This window comes from Streptomyces sp. AM 2-1-1, from assembly GCF_029167645.1.
Taxonomy (GTDB): Bacteria; Actinomycetota; Actinomycetes; order Streptomycetales; family Streptomycetaceae; genus Streptomyces.
In genome coordinates, this window is sequence record NZ_CP119147.1 from 4,642,715 (window position 1) to 4,659,879 (window position 17,165).

Below are 17,165 nucleotides of genomic sequence, written 5' to 3' on the forward strand. Positions count from 1 at the left end.
GCGCTCAGTCGTCCGCCGCGTCCTCATCCGACGTGGACGTGGGCGGGCGCCACCTCGCCAGCGCTTCGAGCCATTGCTTCTCGGGAGCGTCGCGGAACAGGGCCTCGCTCAGGATGTGGAGCGAAAGTCGGGGCGGGATGGCATTGCCGATCTGCTGTGCGATGTCGGTCGAGCGCCATGGGTAGGCCGCGGGGAACGACTGGAGAAGGCCCGCTTCCTCGAAGGACAGGCGGTCGAGCTCCTCGCCGTCCTTCCAGTCGCCGGATTCCGTCTCCTTCAATCGGAAGAGTCGGTTACGCCGTACCTTGCCCGTCACCGTCGCAGCGGGCTCGGACGAGGTACGCCGGCCCCGGTCCTTCGGGTCGCCGCCCGAGCCGTAGTTGGAGACCATCACGAAGGACTCGGGCCGCCTCTCCCCCAGGGCGTCGCCCATGGAGACCCAGGGCAGTACCGCCGTTTCCTCCGCGACCTCGAACGCCTGTTGACCCAGCCGGTCGTCCGAGGGAACCGGTGCGGGCAACCTGTCCGCACCCTTCCGGTACCGCTGATGGGTGGCCTTCGGGAAGCGGACCTTCCTGCGCGTGTTCCTCGGGTCCCACTGGGCGATCAGTACCGCTCGCCGGCGCGCCTGCGGCACTCCGAAGTCCTCGGAGTGCAGTACGTGGGCCTCCGCGGCGTATCCGGTCCGCCTGAGCAGCTCCACGTAGTGCTTCCACACCGGCAGGACCGTCGGTACCTGCTCCAGCACGATCACTTCGTAGGGCTTGCGCCGGCGGAGCTTGGCTTCCATGATCCAGCGCAGTGGCTGAAGGACCAGACCGGTGCGGTCGTCGGACATGGAATCCGTCTCCCTCCTCACCGCCTGCCACGCGCTGTCGAACGAGGTCCAGGTGGTGTGGTCGACCAGGCACGATGCCAGCCGTTTCACGTCCTCCAATGCCTTGTGGCCTTCGCGGTTCCCGGCAACGGAGAACGACTGGCACGGCGGACCGCCGGTGAGGACGTTCGCGTCCACGACTTCGGGATCGCACGGGCCGAGCGCGGCGACGTCCTTCTCGGCGGTGGTCAGCAGCCCGGCGGCGCGTCGGGTCGCACGCGTCGGATCGTCCCATTCGACACCGATGCTCTCCACCTCGTCCATGATCGTCGCTGCGATGTCGAGACCGCCCGGACCTGCGAAGAGGTCCACGATCTTGAATCGGGCAGCAGAAAGCGACGGATGAGGGGGGTGGGTCATGGTGTGCAAGTGTAGCCGGCGCACGGGGGGCGCCGGACCGTTACCGACGCCCTCGGGCCGAGACGATCAGGGGGCCAGAGCCGTGGCGATGGCCCTTCCGAGCGCAGCCCCGACCGGGGGCGGGGACGCGTGGCCGATCTGCCGGTAATGGGCGGTCTTCCTACCGGCGAAACGCCACTCCTCCGGGAACGCCTGGAGAACCGCTGTCTGCGCGACGGTCAGCTTGACCAGGGCCGTGGGGCTGTCGTCGGGGCCGGGCACCTCGTCCGCCAGCGCGCCGCCGTTCACCCCCATGCGTTCCCACGCCTTCTTGGTGCCGGTGGGCCCCAGGTCGGCGCCTCCCCGGTTCTCCGATCCGCCGACCAACGTCGGGGCGACGGCCATCGCGTCGGCGGCCCACGCGTCCGCGCCGGGCCAACCCCGGGACCTCATGGACCGGGCGAGTGCCCGACCGACGGACACATGGGACCGCACGGTCGGTGCCGGCGGCACGAAACGGTCGAAGTACCGCTCCTTCAGAGCGACCATGACCCCCTGCTTGCGGTCCTGCGGCACGCCGAAGTCGGCGGCGTTCACCACGAACCAGGTCAGTCGGTATCCGAGGTGTTCGAGCTCCTTGTGGGCGAACTCCCGCGTCGCGCGGAGGTCGGGTGAGTCCACCAGTCCCGGCACGTTCTCGACGAGTACGGCGCGCGGCTGGATCGAGTGGGCGAGCAGGACCGCCGCCTCCAGCAGGCGGATCTCCTCGACGCTCTCCGGCCGCACGGTGGTGGCGTTCGACTTCACCCGCGGGAGTCCTGCTGCCAGCAGGTCCACGTCGTACGTCTCACGGTGCTCGACCGGGTCGAAGTCCAGCAAATCCATCTCCAGGACCTGCCACGACGGACGATTCAGGCGAAGTGTTTCGCAGGCGACGGGATTCCGGTCCAGGAGCAGGACCGGATCGAAGCCCGCTCCCTCCAGGCCCAGCGCCAACCCGCCTGCTCCCGCGCACACTTCGACGGAACGCAACGCACCCACAGGTCCCCACCCCTTGCTCTCGTGCTCATCGTCGTCGTTCCCGCTCGACCGTCGCCGCTATCCGCTCGGCCATCGCCTCGGGGCTCTCGTGGGTCCAGAATCGGAGCACCGTCCAGCCCTCTCCGGTGAGGCACGCGGTCGTTTCCAGATCCCTCGCGACGTTCCGGGCGAGTTTCTCCCGCCACCATGCGGCGTTCGCCTTGGGCCGGGTGGCGTGCACGGGGCACCCGTGCCAGAAGCAGCCGTCGATCAGCACCGCCACTTTGACCCGGGTGAACGCGATGTCCACCGTTCTGCGTCGCATGGTGGGTACGGGCCAGTTCACCCGGTACCGCAGACCGGCGGCGTGCAGGAGCCTGCGCACCGCCAGTTCGGGAGCCGTGTCACGGCTCGCCTGGCGGCTCATGCGCGCCGATACGGCGACGGACGAGGGAACCACGACGTTCATCGATGCCATTCTCCTACGTTCCGGAAACAGCGTGGCCGGTTTGGTGATACTCGTGACCGGGCTGTGGGCGTTTTGTGTCTCTACGCGTTCCGAGCCGTTCACGACGGAAAGCGCGGCCCGCCCCGCCGGGGCCGACCGCGCTGGTGTGTCCGATGAGACGACTGACCTCTACGACGCCCCGTGACACTCCCCGTACGCGTCCCCCGACCCGCACCAGCACCCAGCGGTGCGGGACGGGGGCCAGGGGAGGGCTCGGCCTCGGGCGGCGAGGGTGGTGGCGTAGAGGGGGAGGAGGTCGGGGTCGGCGGGGGAGGTGGCCTCGGAGGCGGCGAAGGCCTCGTAGGAGGGGATGGTGCCGGTGACGATGCCGAGGTTGGGGGTGCCGGCGGCCCGGAGGTCGCGCAGGGCGGTCTCCACGGCGGTCAGGTGGCCGGTGTGCGTGGGGTACTCGGTGGCCAGGTCCGGGTAGGCGGCGAGCAGTTCGGAGAGCTCGGCCGCGGGCCAGTGCAGGACGGCGACCGGGAAGGGCCGGGAGAGGGCCAGGCGGTAGACGCCGAGTTCGGCGCGGAGGCGGGTGATCTCCGCTTTCAGCTCGTTCGGGTCCGAGGAGCCGAGGGACCAGAGGCGCTTGGGGTCGTGGAGTTCGTCGAGCGGGACGTCGGCCGTGTGCAGGGAGTCGGCGAGGCGGTCCCAGTCGTCGTGGTCCGCGCCGCGCAGCCGACGGACGCGGTGGCGGCCGGTGAGCAGGGCGTGTGTGGCGTACGGGACGTCCTCGTCCGGCGTCAGCAGCAGCGTCAGCGCCTGGGAGAAGACGTCGTGGGCGGCGTCCAGTTCGTCGTGCGCTTCCAGCGTCTCGGCGGCGATCGTCCACGGGCCCGCCGTGCGGGGGGCCGAGACGCGCAGGCCGTCGAGGATCGCGCGGGCCTCGGCCTCGTGGCCGTACTCCCAGAGGTTGGCGGCCTTGAGGGCCTTCACCAGGTGGGGGTCTTCGGGGTTGCCGCCGTCCGCGGTGAGCAGGTCGTCGTAGAGGGTCGCGGCGCGGGCGCGCTCGCCGGCGAGTTCCAGATGGGCCGCGGCCTGGAGGAGCAGCGGCTCGCGGTCCTCCGGGTAGCGCGCCGCGGTGCGCAGCAGTCGCTCGGCTTCGGTGATGTGCTCGGCAGGCGTGTCGGGGCGCATGTCCCACACGGTACTGCGGGGAGCCGGGCCCGCGGGAGCGACCGGCGAAGGGGGTGGGGTGCGTCAGCACACAGGGGCCGAGGGCCGCCGGCCAACCCCGGACGCGCCGTGCAGCCCCCGGACGCGGGGCCGGACGGCGTTACAGTCCCTGACGTGCTGAGAAGACGTCCGCAGGTGCTGTGGTTGCTGGTCCCGTACGTGCTCTACCTCGGAGCCCTGCCGTGGGTGAACCGGGTGGAGCCCGTCGTGTTCGGGCTGCCGTTCCTCTTCGTCTGGATGCTCGGTGCGACCGTGCTGACGCCCGTCGCCGTCTGGCTGACCCGGCGGGGGGACCGCCGGTGAACGCCGTCGTCGCCACCTCCGTCTTCGCCGGCTTCATGGTGCTCACCGTCGCGCTCGGCCTGCTCGCGCTGCGCGGGCGGGGCGGCGGAGGAGGCGGGCTCGCGGAGTGGTCGGTGGGCGGGCGGAGCCTGGGAGCCGTCTTCATCTGGGTGCTGATGGCGGGCGAGGGCTACACCAGTTTCAGCTACCTCGGCGCCGCGGGCTGGGGGTACAACTACGGCGCACCGGTGCTGTACGTCATCGCGTACATGTCCTGCGGGTACGCCCTCGGGTACCTGGTCGGCCCCACCCTGTGGGGGTACGCGCGCCGGCACGGCCTCGTCGGGATCACCGACATGGTCGCGCACCGCTTCCGGCGGCCCTGGCTCGGCGCGGTCGTCGCCGTCCTCGCCACCGTCTTCCTGCTGCCGTACATCCAGCTCCAGATCACCGGCATGGGCGTGGTCGTCTCGACGATCTCGTACGGGGCGATCAGTCTGAACTGGGCCTACTTCGTCGCCTTCGCCGTCACCACCGGTTTCGTGGTGGTCAGCGGGCTGCGCGGCAGCGCCTGGGTGTCGGTGCTGAAGGACGTGATGGTCATCGGGACCCTCGGGTTCCTCGCGTTCTACGTACCGGTCCACTACTTCGACGGGTACGGCCCCTTCCTGGACCGGATCGTCAGCGAGAAGAGCGAGTGGCTGACGTTCCCCGGCCACGGCGACAGCGGGCTCGGCGAGGCGTGGTTCATCAGTACGTCCTTCCTCAACTCGCTCACCGTGGTGATCTTCCCGACCACCGTCGCCGGTTACCTCGGCGCGCGGAACGCCGACGTCCTGCGGCGCAACGCCATGTGGCTGCCCGCCTACAACGTCCTCCTCTTCGTCCCCATGCTCCTCGGCATGGCCGCCCTCTTCGTCGTACCGGGACTGGTCGGGGCGGACTCCAACCTCGCGCTCTTCGAGCTCGTCACCGACTCGCTGCCCGCCTGGGCGGTCGGCGTCGTCGGGGTCGCCGCCGCTCTCTCCTCGATCGTGCCCATGGCCGTCTTCATGCTGGTCATCGGCACGATGTGGGGGCGCAGCGTCCTCTCGCTCGTGCCCCGCTGGCGGCAGCGGCAGAAGGGCGCGGCGCAGATCGTGGTCGTGGTGGCCGGCGGGCTCGCGCTGCTCCTCACCTACCTCGCGCCCAACACTCTCGTGCGGCTCTCGCTCATCTCGTACGAGGGGATGGCGCAGCTCCTCCCGATGGTGCTGCTGGCGCTGGTGTGGCGGCGGCTCACCTTCGCCGGGGCGTTCAGCGGGCTGGCGGTGGGGGTGAGCGTGGTCTGTGTGCTCGTCTTCCGCGGCGACGACCCGGTGTGGGGCGTCAACGCCGGGCTCGTCGCGCTCGCGGCCAACCTGGTGGTGGCGCTGGCGGTGACGTACGCCGGACCGCGCGACCGGGACGAGCGGCCGGACGACGAGGTGCTCGCCCGCGATGAGATCGAGCCGCCGACCGGGACGGCCGCCGCCACCGTGTGAGGGACGGCGGGTGCGCTTGCGGGCAGCCGGTGTGATCCGGGTCATCGTGTATAACGGCTGGAGAGAACCGCCCCCGGAGAGCGGCCCGCGACGAGCGGGCCGGCGACCCGGCCGGTGCGAGCGGCGAGCAGGAGAGGGAGCCATGAGCGACACGCGTACGCACGTGTACACCGGCCACCTCCGCGGCTCCTTCGCGCGGCTGCTCCGGCCCGCGGGACTGCTGCTCCTCTTCGTCGCGGAGATCCTCCTCGCCGAGGGCGGCAGCCTCTCCGCCGCCGTCGCGCTCGCCGCCACCGCCGCGGCCGGCTCCGCACTCCTCGTCTGCTCGGTGATCAGCGCGCGCTGTGCCGCACCCGTTCCCCGGACGCGGGTCCGCACCGCGCTCAGGGACCGTGAACACCGCACCGCGTTCCTGCCCCAGCGCGATCCCGATGCCAGGGGACGCACACGTCCTCGCGCACCCGGGCGGCCCGTGCTGACGGCCGCCGCGTAGGGCTGCACCGCCCACCGCACCTGATCCGCCGGACACCGCCCGGGGCACCCGTCCCCGGGTGGCCCTCCCGCCGGTCCCGCCGGGACCCGTACGACAGTCCGCGCGCTGCCTCCGTCGCCGCCTCCGCGCTCACACCCGCGCACGTTCCGCGCCCTCGCACGCCCGCAGCCGGCTGCTCCGTGCCCGCCCCCGGGCCCCCGCGACGCGCGGCGCTCCGTACGTCACCGGCACGACGAGACCCTTCGGAGGGCTCCCCATGTCCGCGTTCATGTCCGCTTTCGCGAGTCTGGTCGGCGCATTCGCCGACCTGCTCCACCCGCTGTTCCAGTCCGCGTCCGCGGCTGCGGCGATCGTCCTCTTCACCGCGCTGGTGAGGTTGGCCGTGCACCCCCTGTCGCGGGCTTCCGCACGTGGCCAGAAGGCCCGTACCCGCCTCCAGCCGCAGATCGCCGCGTTGCGCGAGAAGCACGGCAAGAACCCCGAGCGCATGCGGAAGGCGCTGATGGAACTGCACAAGGAGGAGCAGGTCTCGCCGCTCTCCGGGTGCCTGCCGAGCCTCTTCCAGATGCCCGCCTTCTTCCTGCTCTACCACCTCTTCTCCAGCGCGCGGATCGGCGGCGAGCCCAACGAACTCCTCGGCCACCAGCTCTTCGGGGCGCCCCTGGGCGAGCGCTGGCACCACGCCCTCGCCGACGGCGGGTTCTTCGGCGGTCAGGGGCTGGTCTACCTCGGTCTCTTCGCGGTCGTCGCGGTCGTGGCCGCCTTCAACTACCGGCGTACGAAGCGCCAGATGGCCCTCAACCCGGTGACACCCGCCACCGGCCCGGACGGACAGCCGGTCCCCGGCATGGGGGCGATGACGAAGATCATGCCGCTGATGTCCTTCTTCACCCTCTTCACCGTGGCCGTGGTGCCGCTCGCCGCAGCGCTGTACGTGGTCACCAGCACGACGTGGACCGCGATCGAAAGGGCCTGCCTCTACCGCGACGCCCCGGCCGCCGGAGCGGCGCCGGCCCCCGCCGCCTGACGCCCGTAGGCCGCCGGTCCGACGCCGGCAGAAGCCTTCCGCCCGGATTCCCCGCGGTCCGGGGAGTCCGGAGGCTGAACGCGTCTTGCCAAGTGGTCCGACGTCTTGCAGGCTGAACAGGTTTCAGCGGGCTGTACGGGGAGGCGGTTGCCGGCGGTCGCCGGTCGCCCCCCGTCGGGCCGGCATCCGTCTCTACCCAGGGGAGTGGCACCCGTGAAGTTGCTTCGAGTCGGCACGGCGGGAGCGGAGCGCCCCGCTCTGCTCGCGGAAGACGGAACCCTGCGCGACCTGTCGGGGATCGTTCCGGACATCGACAGCGCGCTCCTCGCCGACGAGCACGGCCTCGACCGGGTGCGCGCGGCCGCCGCCGACCCCGGCTCGCTGCCCGAGCTGGACCCGGCGGGGCTGCGGACCGGGGCACCCCTCGGCCGCATCGGCAAGATCGTCTGCATCGGGCTGAACTACCACGACCACGCGAAGGAGACCGGTGCGGCGATCCCCGCCGAGCCGATCCTCTTCTTCAAGGCGCCCGACACGGTCGTCGGACCCGAGGACACCGTCCTCGTACCGCGCGGCAGCGAGAAGACCGACTGGGAGGTGGAACTCGCGGTCGTCGTCGGACGCACCGCCCGCTACCTCGGCTCGGCCGAGGAAGCGCTGGAGCACGTCGCCGGCTACACCATCGCGCACGACGTCTCCGAGCGCGCCTTCCAGATCGAGCGGGGCGGCACCTGGGACAAGGGCAAGAACTGCGAGACCTTCAACCCGCTCGGCCCGTGGCTGGTGACCGCTGACGAGGTCCCGGATCCGCAGGCGCTCCCGCTGAAGCTCTGGGTCAACGGCGAGCTGAAGCAGGACGGCAGCACCGCCCGGCAGATCTTCCCGGTCGGCGAAGTCGTGCGCTACCTCAGCCACTTCATGACCCTCTACCCGGGCGACGTGATCAACACCGGCACCCCGGCCGGGGTCGCGATGGGGCAGCCCGAACCGAAGCCGTTCCTGCGGGCTGGCGACGTCGTCGAGCTGGAGATCGAAGGTCTGGGACGCCAGCGGCAGGTGCTGAAGGACGCGTAGGGAGTCGGTACGCGGAAGCCCGGGTCACCCCGCGTGCGGGGCTACCCGGACCTCCGCGCGCGGATCACCCCTGCGGCGTCGCCAGGAACTCCTCCAGCGCCCGCACCACCAGGGCGTGGTCCTCGGCCTGGGGGAGGCCGGAGACGGTGACGGTGCCGATGACGCCCGCGCCGTCCACGGTGATCGGGAACGAACCGCCGTGCGCGGCGTACGTGTTCAGCGGCAGGCGGGAGGACTCCTCGAAGGTGGTGCCCTTCGCGCGGAAGCGGGTGCCGACGAGGTAGGAGCTCTCGCCGTACCGCTCCACGACCTTGCGCTTGCGGTCGATCCAGGCGTCGTTGTCGGCGCTGGAGCCCGGCAGGGCGACGTGGAACAGCTGCTGCGGGCCGCGCCGGATGTCGATGGCGACCGGGGCGTTGCGCGCCCGGGCCAGCCGGACGAGGAGGGTGCCGAGCGCGTACGCCTCCTCGTACCCGAAGCGCGGCAGGGTCAGACGGCGCTCCTGGGCGAGCAGCTCGGAGACGGTCGGGGCGTCGGGGTGCTTGCTCATGACCGGGTCTCCTCGGTGCTCGGCGTGCCGGAGGGCCGGGCGGCCGGGGCGCCCGGATGCGGGACCAGGGTGACGGAGGTGCCCTCCTGGGCGGAGCGGCGGGCCGCCTCCAGGACGTCCAGTGCGGCTGCCGCCTCCAGGGCGGTGACCGGGTTCTCGCCGGTGCCGCGCAGGGCGGCGGCGACGGCCGCGTAGTACGCGGGGTAGTCGCCGGGCAGCGTACGGACCGGGAGGCCGCCGCCGGTCAGCGGGGACTCGCCGGAGCCGAGCCGGCCCCACAGGCCCTCGGGCTCCTCGCCCCACGGCTCCTGGCCGCTGCCGGGGCGGTGGCCTTCGCGCAGCGCCGCCTCCTGCGGGTCCAGGCCGTACTTGACGTAGCCGGCCCGCCCGCCCAGCACCCGGAAGCGCGGGCCGAGCTGGGCCGTGGTGGCGCTGGCGTACAGGTGGGAGCGGACCCCACTGGCGTGGGTGATCGCGATGAAGGTGTCGTCGTCGGTCGCCGCTCCGGGGCGGCGGGCGTCCGACTCGGCGTAGACCTGCACGGCGGGGCCGAAGAGCACCAGCGCCTGGTCGACGATGTGGCTCCCCAGGTCGAAGAGGAGGCCGCCGATCTCCTGCGGGTCGCCCGACTCGCGCCAGCCGCCCTTCAGCTGCGGGCGCCACCGCTCGAACCGGGACTCGAAGCGCTGCACCTCGCCGAGTTCGCCGTCGGCCATCAGCCGGGCGATGGTCAGGAAGTCGTTGTCCCAGCGGCGGTTCTGGAAGACGGAGAGGAGAAGCCCTCTCTCCTCGGCCACCGCGGCCAGCTCGCGCGCCTCGGCGGCGGTACCGGCGATCGGCTTGTCGACGACGACCGGCAACCCGGCCGCCAGGGCGGCCTTCGCGACCGGGACGTGCGTCTTGTTCGGGGTGGCGATCACGACGAGGTCCAGCTCACCGGCGCGCGCCCACAGCTCCTCGGGCGCGTCGGCGAACCGGACGGCGGGGAACTCCGCGCGGGCCTGCGCCCGCCGCTCCTCGTTCGACGTGACGACCGTGTCGAGCACGAGGCCCTCGGTCGCCGCGATCAGCGGGGCGTGGAAGACGGAACCCGCCAGGCCGTAGCCGACGAGCGCGACGCGGAGGGGATCGGGGGAAGTCATGACCTCCACTTAAGCAACGCTGTTGCCAAAGTGCAAGCGGTGGCCACAATGGGGTGGTGAACACCCGTGACGCCCGCGACACCAGCAGAGATGCCGACGATGCCGACGATGCCGACGAGACCGGCGGCGCCGAGGACCTCAGGGGTGCCCCCCATCCCGAGGACCCCGGCGACTCCCGCGACCGCCGTGACCATCGCGACGACGCCCGCCGCGCCGGAGCCGCGGGCGGATCCGGGACGACCGCGACCGCCCCGGGGTCCGGTGCGCGCGCCGGCGCCGGGGTCAACCTCCCGGCCCTGCGCCACCACAATGCCGCCCTCGTGCTCGATCTGCTGCGCGGCGCGGGCGGCGACGGCATCAGCCGGCTGGAGCTGGCCGAGCGCACCGGCCTCACCCCGCAGGCGGTCAGCAAGATCACCGGCCGGTTGCGCGGAGAGGGTCTCGCCGCCGAAGCGGGCCGCCGGGCGTCCACCGGCGGCAAGCCGCGCACCGTCCTGAGGCTGGTCCCGGACGCCCGGTACGCGGTCGGCCTCCACCTCGACCGGGACGAGCTGACCGCCGTCCTCGTCGACCTCGCCGGCGCCCCGGTCGCGATCCGGACCGCACCGCTCGACCTCGGCGCTCCGGCGGCCGACGTGGTCGCGGAGGCGGCGGCCGCGGTGGCGGAGGTGAGCGCGGCGGCGGCTGTGGCGGCGGGCGGTCCCGCCGTACTCGGGGTGGGTGTGGCCCTCCCCGGCCCGCTCGACCACCGCGACGGGGTGCTCCACCGGGTCACCGGCTTCCCGCAGTGGGACGGCTTCCCGCTCCGCGAGGCCCTCGCCGCCCGCACCGGCCTGCCCGTCTCCGTGGACAAGGACACCAACGCCGCCGCGCTCGGCCTCGCGCTGAGCGACCCGGCCGCGGGCGACTTCGCCTATCTCCACCTCGGTACGGGGCTGGGCGCCGGTCTCGTCCTCGGCGGGGCGCTGCACCGGGGCGCGCGCACCGGCGCCGGCGAGTTCGGGCACCAGACCCTCCAGCTGGACGGGCCGCCGTGCGGTTGCGGTGGGCGCGGCTGCGTCGAGGCGCTCTGCCTGGCGGCGGTGGCCCGGGGCGACGTCGCCGGCGCCGCCCGGGTCCTGGGCGCCGGAGCGGCCAACCTGGTGGCGCTGCTCGACATCGACCGGGTGGTGCTCGGCGGGCGTACGGTCGCGGCGCACGAGGACATCTACGTACGCGGCGTGCGCGCCGTGATCGAGGAGCGCGCCCAGCGTGAAGGCGCGGGTACACCGGTGCCGGTCGCGGTCGCCGGCGGGGGCGACCGCCCGGTCGCCGAGGGCGCGGCCCACCTGGTCCTCGGCCCGCTCTTCGGACGGGCGGACGGCCGGACGGCCGGGTAGAGCCCACCGGCGTGTGGGGGCCGGTGTCCGGGGGATTCCGTGCGGCCGGACGGGGGACCCTCCGGCATGCCGGTGCGATCGTCGTACGTATGCGTGGCAGTGTCGCCGCCGACACGCCGGTGGCTCCCGGGCGCCGGACTCGACCCCGGTGGTTCCGCCCGGGTCGCGACCCGCCGGTGGTTCCCGCACCGGTCGTTCGCGAGCTCCGAAGGGTGCCCCCATGCCCCCCCGACCTCCCGCCCGACGGCGATCTCCCGCACGTCTGCCGTGGCCTCCCGCGCGACTGCGCGACGGACGCGCCCTCACCTCCCTCGGCCTGGCGGCCGGAATCGCCGTGCCGGGCGCCCTGCTCGGCGGCCCGTCGACCGCCGCGGCCGAACCCACCGCCGTACGCGCCGACCAGCAGCCCGGCTGCGGCGACCGGGCAGCCAAGGACTTCCCCATCGAGACCCGTATCCACGGCGGCCCGGACACGTACGCCTCCGGCGGGGGATACGGCATCTGGTACCTGGACCTCGTCAACACCACCTCGGAGTCGTGCCGGGCCCTGCACCCCGTCCTCGTCCTGACCGACCAGGACCGCCGGCTGACCCCGGACCAGATCCAGCTCGCGTACGCGGAGCGCACCGGTACGGAGGCGGGCACCGGTACCGAGCACCGGGTCAGCTGGGAAACCACCGACCGGCACGAACAGATCGGGGTCTTCGGCGGCGGGGAGGGGGGCGACGACTTCGAGGGCTTCACCGTCCCCGCCGGGCGCACGGTCACCGTCCGGGTCCGGATGGCCTTCACCTCCGACACCCGGCCGGGGAAGGTCGTGGCCAACGCGGCCATCGTGCAGCGCAGCCCCTCCGGTCCCGGCGCACGGGCGGAGGCGGACGGACCCGTGGTCCCGGCGGACGGGGAGTGGGTGGGGGAGTCGGAGGAGTACCCGTTCGCCATCGTCGAGGGAGACATGGAAGGCGGCACCGACCTGGTCCTCCCCTCCGAGGAACCCCTCGTCGGCACGGACGACGCGACGGCCACCGAGAACCGCACCGGCCCGGACAGCACGGCCGGTCCGGACAGCACGGCCGGCACGGACGAGGACACCGCGACCGACGCGGGCACGGATGCGGACGCCGGTACGGATGCGGACGCCGGTACGGACGCCGAAGTCGGTACGGACGCCGGAACCGGTGCGGACACCGCCGGCACCGCCACGCCCACCGTCCCCGGGGCCCGCACCGACCCCGCTCCGTCCCCGGACGCCGGTGCGGACCCGCGGACCAGCCCGAGCGCCGCTCCCCGCACCGGCACCGGCACCGACCCCGCGCCCCGCACCTCCGCCGTGCCCCCCGGCGGCACCGGCCTCCCCCGCGACCCGGGAGGCGACCCGCTCCCGGAGCTCGCCCGCACCGGTCGCGTCGCCGGGCGTGCGGCGGCCCTGGGCACCGGCGCGGTGGCCGTCGCGCTGCTCCTCTGCGGGACGGCGGCACTCCTCGTCGCCCGCCGCGTGCGGGGTGGGCGGGGGTGAGGGACGGGCGGGGTGGGCGCGCTCCCCGGGCGTCCCCACCGCCCTGATCCGCCCCGGTCCGCCTGACCGGCGGGCGTCGCCTTCCGGCCCGGGCGGTGCCCGCCGGATCATGGTCGCCCCGACCGACCCCGATCCGCCGGACACTGCCTAAACTCGGGGCGTCGGCGCTGCACACCGCGGTGCCGCCGGCGTCCCAGCACCCCGTGGGTGCACCGTGCGTACGGCAGGAGTCCGTGTGATGGCAGAGCGCAAGCCGATCGAGTCCTGGCTGACCGACATGGACGGGGTACTCATCCACGAGGGCACGCCGATCCCCGGCGCGGACGCGTTCATCAAGCGGCTGCGGGAGTCCGGGAAGCCGTTCCTCGTGCTCACCAACAACTCCATCTACACCGCCCGCGACCTGCACGCCCGGCTCAGCCGCATGGGCCTGGACGTCCCGGTCGAGAACATCTGGACCTCCGCCCTGGCGACCGCCCGGTTCCTCGACGACCAGCGCCCCGGCGGCACGGCGTACGTCATCGGCGAGGCGGGACTCACCACCGCGCTGCACGACATCGGGTACGTCCTCACCGACCACGCCCCCGACTACGTGGTGCTCGGCGAGACCCGTACGTACAGCTTCGAGGCGCTGACCAAGGCGATCCGGCTGATCAACGCGGGCGCCCGCTTCATCTGCACCAACCCCGACGAGACCGGGCCGTCCGCCGAGGGCCCGCTGCCCGCCACCGGCTCCGTCGCGGCCCTGATCACCAAGGCCACCGGCAAGGAGCCGTACTTCGCCGGCAAGCCCAACCCGCTGATGATGCGCACCGGGCTCAACGCCATCGGCGCCCACTCCGAGACCAGCGCCATGATCGGCGACCGGATGGACACCGACGTGCTGGCCGGCCTGGAGGCGGGGATGGAGACGTTCCTGGTGCTCACCGGGCTCACCGCCACCGCCGACATCGACCGCTACCCCTTCCGGCCGTCCAACGTGGTCGCCTCGATCGCGGATCTCGTCGACCTGATCTGACCCGGCACGGGTCGTTCCCGGGGCTGTCGCCCGACCGGGCGACAGCGGATGCGGAGAGCGCGCGTACGGGTGAACCTTCCCCGAGGAGGTTCACGATGCGTTCACTTTCCTTCACCGTCCGTGCTACGACGGCGGTCGCGGCGATATCCGTCCCCGCCCCCGCCGCCGTGGCCGACCGGCACGGCGCGACCCTCGGGACGACCCCGTCCACCCCGGCCCCGGGCGCGCGGCGCCGCAGTACGGCAGCGGAGTGACGTGTCCGCCGCCCCCCGTCCGGCGGGAACCGGACGTCTGCTCACCGGAGTCGCGTGGGCCGTCCTCCTGATCGGCCTCTGGCTCTGGGGCCGCGCGACCGCCGAAGGTCCGGGCGGCATCTCGGCACCGACCACCGGAGACGTCGCGGCGGTCGGGCGTCCCGTCGGTGCGTCGCTGCCACCCGCGCACGATCCACTGGACGCGTCGGCGCCGCGCGAGGTCGAGATCCCGTCCGTCGGAATCGATGCCCCCGTCGTCGGACGCGGACCCGACGGTGCGGGAGCCGTCGACCCGCCTCCGATCGGGAGTGCGGGCGCGGTCGGCTGGTACGACGGCGGCACCGAGCCCGGTGCCGCGGGCGCGGCCCTGCTGGTCGGGCACGCCGGCACGGAGACGGAGCCCGCCGTCTTCCACGGGCTGAGCGCGGCCCGCACCGGTGCGCGGGTCCGGGTGGTCAGGGCCGACGGCACGGTCGCCGAGTTCACCGTCGACGACGTGCGGGTCCTCACCCGGGAACGGTTCGACGCGCGGAAGGCGTACGGACCGCGTCGCGACGGCCGGGCCGAACTCCGGCTGATCACCCGCGGCGGGGCGTACGACCGGGCGGCGCACGCGTACACGGCGCACGTGGTGGTCTCCGCCTACCTCACGGGCGCCTACCCGAGGGACGCCCGCCCCACGGGCGAGGACTCCGGCGCCGCGGCGGGCGCTCCCTCCCGCGGGTGAGGCGGTCCCCGCCGGACCGGTACCGGTACCCACGCCGTACCGCCCCACCCCGGCCTTCCGCTTCTCCGCTCCCGGGCCACCGGACCGGGCCGCTCCGGGGCCCGCCGCCCCCCGCCTTTCCGGTGCGCGCCGCCCGGCCGCTGCCGCGCACCGCTCCCCGCCACCCGTAGGGACCGGGCGGGCCGACCTGCCCGCCGAGGTGTTCCGGAGCCGTCACGCGGGGAGAATCATCCAGGGCGCTCCGTGACGACTCGTTTTCGGAGAGTCACCCTCCGGGATGGCGTGCGCAGGCCGCGCGATTCCGTTCGGCGCCCTCGCGCCCGCGTCCGCGCGGGGCGTGTCGGGACCCCGCGCGCGGACGCGCGGAGCTACGGAGAGGCAGGAACGAGCCTCGCGGCGTGTGCGAGGCGGGGGCGGGGCGACCCGGCGGGAGCCGGGCAACGAACAAGGCCCCCTCACGTGAAGTGAGAGGGCCTTGACTCTGCGTGCGCCGCCAGGGACTCGAACCCCGGACCCGCTGATTAAGAGTCAGCTGCTCTAACCAACTGAGCTAGCGGCGCCTGCTGACCTGGAGAACATTACCGGATTCCGCAGCATGCTCCCGACCAATTTCCACGGCGCCACCTCCTGTCGGCCAGTCGTTTTCTCCCTTTGATCCGTCACCATGTGATTTTCCGTGGGAGTTGCGACGTCGGCACACGGTGCGGACAGGCCTCAAAAATCTTGACGAGTGCGGAGGGAACGCCATGGCCACCGGCCCGGTCTTCGAGGAGTACGAACCCGCCACGGACTGCGGCTGTGCCGGCTGCGCCCTCCAGCGGCGCGCGGCGGCGGCCCGCACCCTGCCGCCCCGCCTGGGCGGGCATCCCGCCGCGCACGGAGCGCGCCGCGCACTGGTGCTGGCCACGGCGGCCGGGGTGGTCCTCTCCGCCGGTGCCGCCGGAGCGGCCACGCCGGCCGGACACGTCGCCGGGCCCGTCCGTGCGGACGACCTCGCCGGCCCCGCGCCCGGGACCCCGCAGGGGCGGCCCGGCCCGCTCGGGGACGCCGGGTCCGCCCGGCCGCTCACCGCGGACGCACCGCCGGCCCCGCGGACCACCACCCGTCGCGAGATCATCGCCCGGGCCAAGACGTGGGTGGCCGCGAAGGTGCCGTACACCATGGAGGAGTACTGGTCGGACGGCTACCGCCAGGACTGCTCCGGCTACGTCTCGATGGCCTGGGACCTCGGCGGCAACGAGTGGACCGGCAGCCTCTCCGCGTACGGGACGCCGATCGCGCGCGCCGAGCTGGAGCCGGGCGACATCCTCCTCTTCCACAACCCGGCCGACCCCGCCAAGGGCTCGCACGTCACGATCTTCGGCGGCTGGACCAACGGTGCGCACAGCCAGTACATGGCGTACGAGCAGACGCCCCCGGCCACCCGGAAGAAGCCCACCCCGCTCGCGTACTGGAGCCACTCCGACCAGTACACGGCCTACCGCTACAACGGGCTCACCGACGAGTCCGGCGGCGGCTCGCCCGAAGCGTTCCCCGGCGCCGCCGCGTTCGGACCGGGGGCCGACAACGCCCATGTCACGCGGCTCGGCGACATGCTGGTCGCCCGGGGCGGCGGACGTTTCTACGCGCAGGGGCCCGGGCCGGTCTGGAGCGACGCCGACCGGCGGGCGACCCGGGCGTTCCAGCGGGCCCAGGGATGGAAGGGCGCCCACGCGGACGGCCTCCCCGGTCCGGACACCTGGCGACGGCTGGTCCAGGGCGCCGGCCGGAGCATCCCGCCGACCACGGCCGGAGACGGTCCGCGCGCCGTCCCCGCGTTCCCCGGACGGGGCTATTTCAAGCCGGGTCAGTCCAACGCCCATGTCGAGCGGCTCGGCGAGCAGTTGGTGAGGAAGGGCTACGGGCGCCACTACGCCTCGGGGCCGGGCCGCCGCTGGACCGAGGCTGACCGGCGCAACGTGGAGGCGTTCCAGCGGGCCCAGGGCTGGCGCGGAGGCGTGGCGGACGGCTATCCGGGTCCGGACACCTGGCGGCGGCTCTTCTCCTGAGGGACCCGGGTGCCGCCCGGCGCTCCGGCGGCACGGTGGATCGGCGGCTCCGGACCTCCGGAGCGCGGAAAGGGAACGGTGGCGCGTGTACGGAGACGAGACGGACGGCGCTCGGGCGGGCCGGGGGCCGGGTGGCGGTACGGGTGCGGGCGGGCAGGACGGGCACCGGGGCCCTCTTCCGGGACCCGGCGCCGGCACGGGTGACGGGGGCG

At 73.5% G+C, this 17,165-nt stretch carries 17 protein-coding genes and 1 tRNA gene; 11 read left to right on the forward strand and 7 right to left on the reverse strand.

Annotated features, from left to right (window positions below):
• Positions 1 to 4 precede the first annotated feature (4 nt).
• From PZB77_RS20325 to PZB77_RS20340, 4 genes are all read right to left on the reverse strand, one after another.
• On the reverse strand, positions 5 to 1,237 hold the full coding sequence (locus PZB77_RS20325; RefSeq protein WP_275494039.1) for a DNA cytosine methyltransferase: 1,233 nt from the start codon (positions 1,235 to 1,237) through the stop codon (positions 5 to 7).
• A gap of 66 nt (positions 1,238 to 1,303) precedes the next feature.
• Positions 1,304 to 2,257 carry a DNA cytosine methyltransferase gene (locus PZB77_RS20330; RefSeq protein WP_275494040.1) on the reverse strand — a complete coding sequence of 318 codons (954 nt, stop codon included), beginning with the start codon at positions 2,255 to 2,257 and terminating at the stop codon, positions 1,304 to 1,306.
• A gap of 25 nt (positions 2,258 to 2,282) precedes the next feature.
• Positions 2,283 to 2,705 carry a very short patch repair endonuclease gene (locus tag PZB77_RS20335; protein ID WP_275496144.1) on the reverse strand — a complete coding sequence of 141 codons (423 nt, stop codon included), beginning with the start codon at positions 2,703 to 2,705 and terminating at the stop codon, positions 2,283 to 2,285.
• A gap of 168 nt (positions 2,706 to 2,873) precedes the next feature.
• On the reverse strand, positions 2,874 to 3,881 hold the full coding sequence (locus PZB77_RS20340) for an SEC-C domain-containing protein (protein ID WP_275494041.1): 1,008 nt from the start codon (positions 3,879 to 3,881) through the stop codon (positions 2,874 to 2,876).
• Between the two features lie 153 nt (positions 3,882 to 4,034).
• Here PZB77_RS20340 and PZB77_RS20345 point away from each other — a divergent pair, with 153 nt between their 5' ends.
• The 5 genes from PZB77_RS20345 to PZB77_RS20365 all read left to right on the forward strand — a co-directional run bounded on the left by PZB77_RS20345 (position 4,035) and on the right by PZB77_RS20365 (position 8,319).
• Positions 4,035 to 4,223 carry a DUF3311 domain-containing protein gene (locus PZB77_RS20345; protein WP_275494042.1) on the forward strand — a complete coding sequence of 63 codons (189 nt, stop codon included), beginning with the start codon at positions 4,035 to 4,037 and terminating at the stop codon, positions 4,221 to 4,223.
• Positions 4,220 to 5,725: a sodium:solute symporter family protein gene (locus PZB77_RS20350; RefSeq protein ID WP_275494043.1), complete on the forward strand. Its 1,506-nt coding sequence runs from the start codon at positions 4,220 to 4,222 to the stop codon at positions 5,723 to 5,725. The genes PZB77_RS20345 and PZB77_RS20350 overlap by 4 nt, the downstream gene beginning before the upstream one ends.
• Before the next feature lie 142 nt (positions 5,726 to 5,867).
• Positions 5,868 to 6,218, forward strand: coding sequence for a DUF6412 domain-containing protein (locus PZB77_RS20355; protein ID WP_275494044.1), 351 nt, complete (start codon positions 5,868 to 5,870; stop codon positions 6,216 to 6,218).
• A gap of 256 nt (positions 6,219 to 6,474) precedes the next feature.
• Complete coding sequence (locus PZB77_RS20360) at positions 6,475 to 7,245, forward strand: YidC/Oxa1 family membrane protein insertase (RefSeq protein WP_275494045.1); 771 nt, start codon at positions 6,475 to 6,477, stop codon at positions 7,243 to 7,245.
• Between the two features lie 213 nt (positions 7,246 to 7,458).
• Positions 7,459 to 8,319 carry a fumarylacetoacetate hydrolase family protein gene (locus PZB77_RS20365; RefSeq protein ID WP_275494046.1) on the forward strand — a complete coding sequence of 287 codons (861 nt, stop codon included), beginning with the start codon at positions 7,459 to 7,461 and terminating at the stop codon, positions 8,317 to 8,319.
• Between the two features lie 64 nt (positions 8,320 to 8,383).
• Here the strand turns inward: PZB77_RS20365 and PZB77_RS20370 are convergent, their stop codons facing one another.
• Positions 8,384 to 8,869, reverse strand: coding sequence for a heme-degrading domain-containing protein (locus PZB77_RS20370; protein WP_275494047.1), 486 nt, complete (start codon positions 8,867 to 8,869; stop codon positions 8,384 to 8,386).
• A complete protein-coding gene (locus PZB77_RS20375) occupies positions 8,866 to 10,011 on the reverse strand; it encodes a Gfo/Idh/MocA family oxidoreductase (RefSeq protein ID WP_275494048.1) in 1,146 nt (381 codons plus the stop codon). The genes PZB77_RS20370 and PZB77_RS20375 overlap by 4 nt, the downstream gene beginning before the upstream one ends.
• A gap of 296 nt (positions 10,012 to 10,307) precedes the next feature.
• Between PZB77_RS20375 and PZB77_RS20380 the strand changes: the two genes are divergently transcribed.
• From PZB77_RS20380 to PZB77_RS20400, 5 genes are all read left to right on the forward strand, one after another.
• Positions 10,308 to 11,390, forward strand: a complete 1,083-nt coding sequence (locus tag PZB77_RS20380; RefSeq protein ID WP_275496145.1) for an ROK family transcriptional regulator — start codon at positions 10,308 to 10,310, stop codon at positions 11,388 to 11,390.
• Between the two features lie 220 nt (positions 11,391 to 11,610).
• Positions 11,611 to 12,906 carry a peptidase gene (locus tag PZB77_RS20385; RefSeq protein WP_275494049.1) on the forward strand — a complete coding sequence of 432 codons (1,296 nt, stop codon included), beginning with the start codon at positions 11,611 to 11,613 and terminating at the stop codon, positions 12,904 to 12,906.
• A gap of 238 nt (positions 12,907 to 13,144) precedes the next feature.
• A complete protein-coding gene (locus PZB77_RS20390; RefSeq protein ID WP_275494050.1) occupies positions 13,145 to 13,924 on the forward strand; it encodes an HAD-IIA family hydrolase in 780 nt (259 codons plus the stop codon).
• A 95-nt stretch (positions 13,925 to 14,019) separates the two neighbouring features.
• Positions 14,020 to 14,178, forward strand: coding sequence for a hypothetical protein (locus tag PZB77_RS20395; protein WP_275494051.1), 159 nt, complete (start codon positions 14,020 to 14,022; stop codon positions 14,176 to 14,178).
• A gap of 1 nt (position 14,179) precedes the next feature.
• Complete coding sequence (locus PZB77_RS20400; protein WP_275494052.1) at positions 14,180 to 14,905, forward strand: class F sortase; 726 nt, start codon at positions 14,180 to 14,182, stop codon at positions 14,903 to 14,905.
• 486 nt (positions 14,906 to 15,391) lie between these two features.
• On the opposite strand, the gene PZB77_RS20405 is transcribed toward PZB77_RS20400, so the two are convergent.
• Positions 15,392 to 15,465: transfer RNA gene (locus tag PZB77_RS20405), tRNA-Lys, on the reverse strand.
• Positions 15,466 to 15,651: 186 nt separating this feature from the next.
• Between PZB77_RS20405 and PZB77_RS20410 the strand changes: the two genes are divergently transcribed.
• On the forward strand, positions 15,652 to 16,953 hold the full coding sequence (locus PZB77_RS20410) for a peptidoglycan-binding protein (RefSeq protein WP_275494053.1): 1,302 nt from the start codon (positions 15,652 to 15,654) through the stop codon (positions 16,951 to 16,953).
• Positions 16,954 to 17,165: the final 212 nt, after the last annotated feature.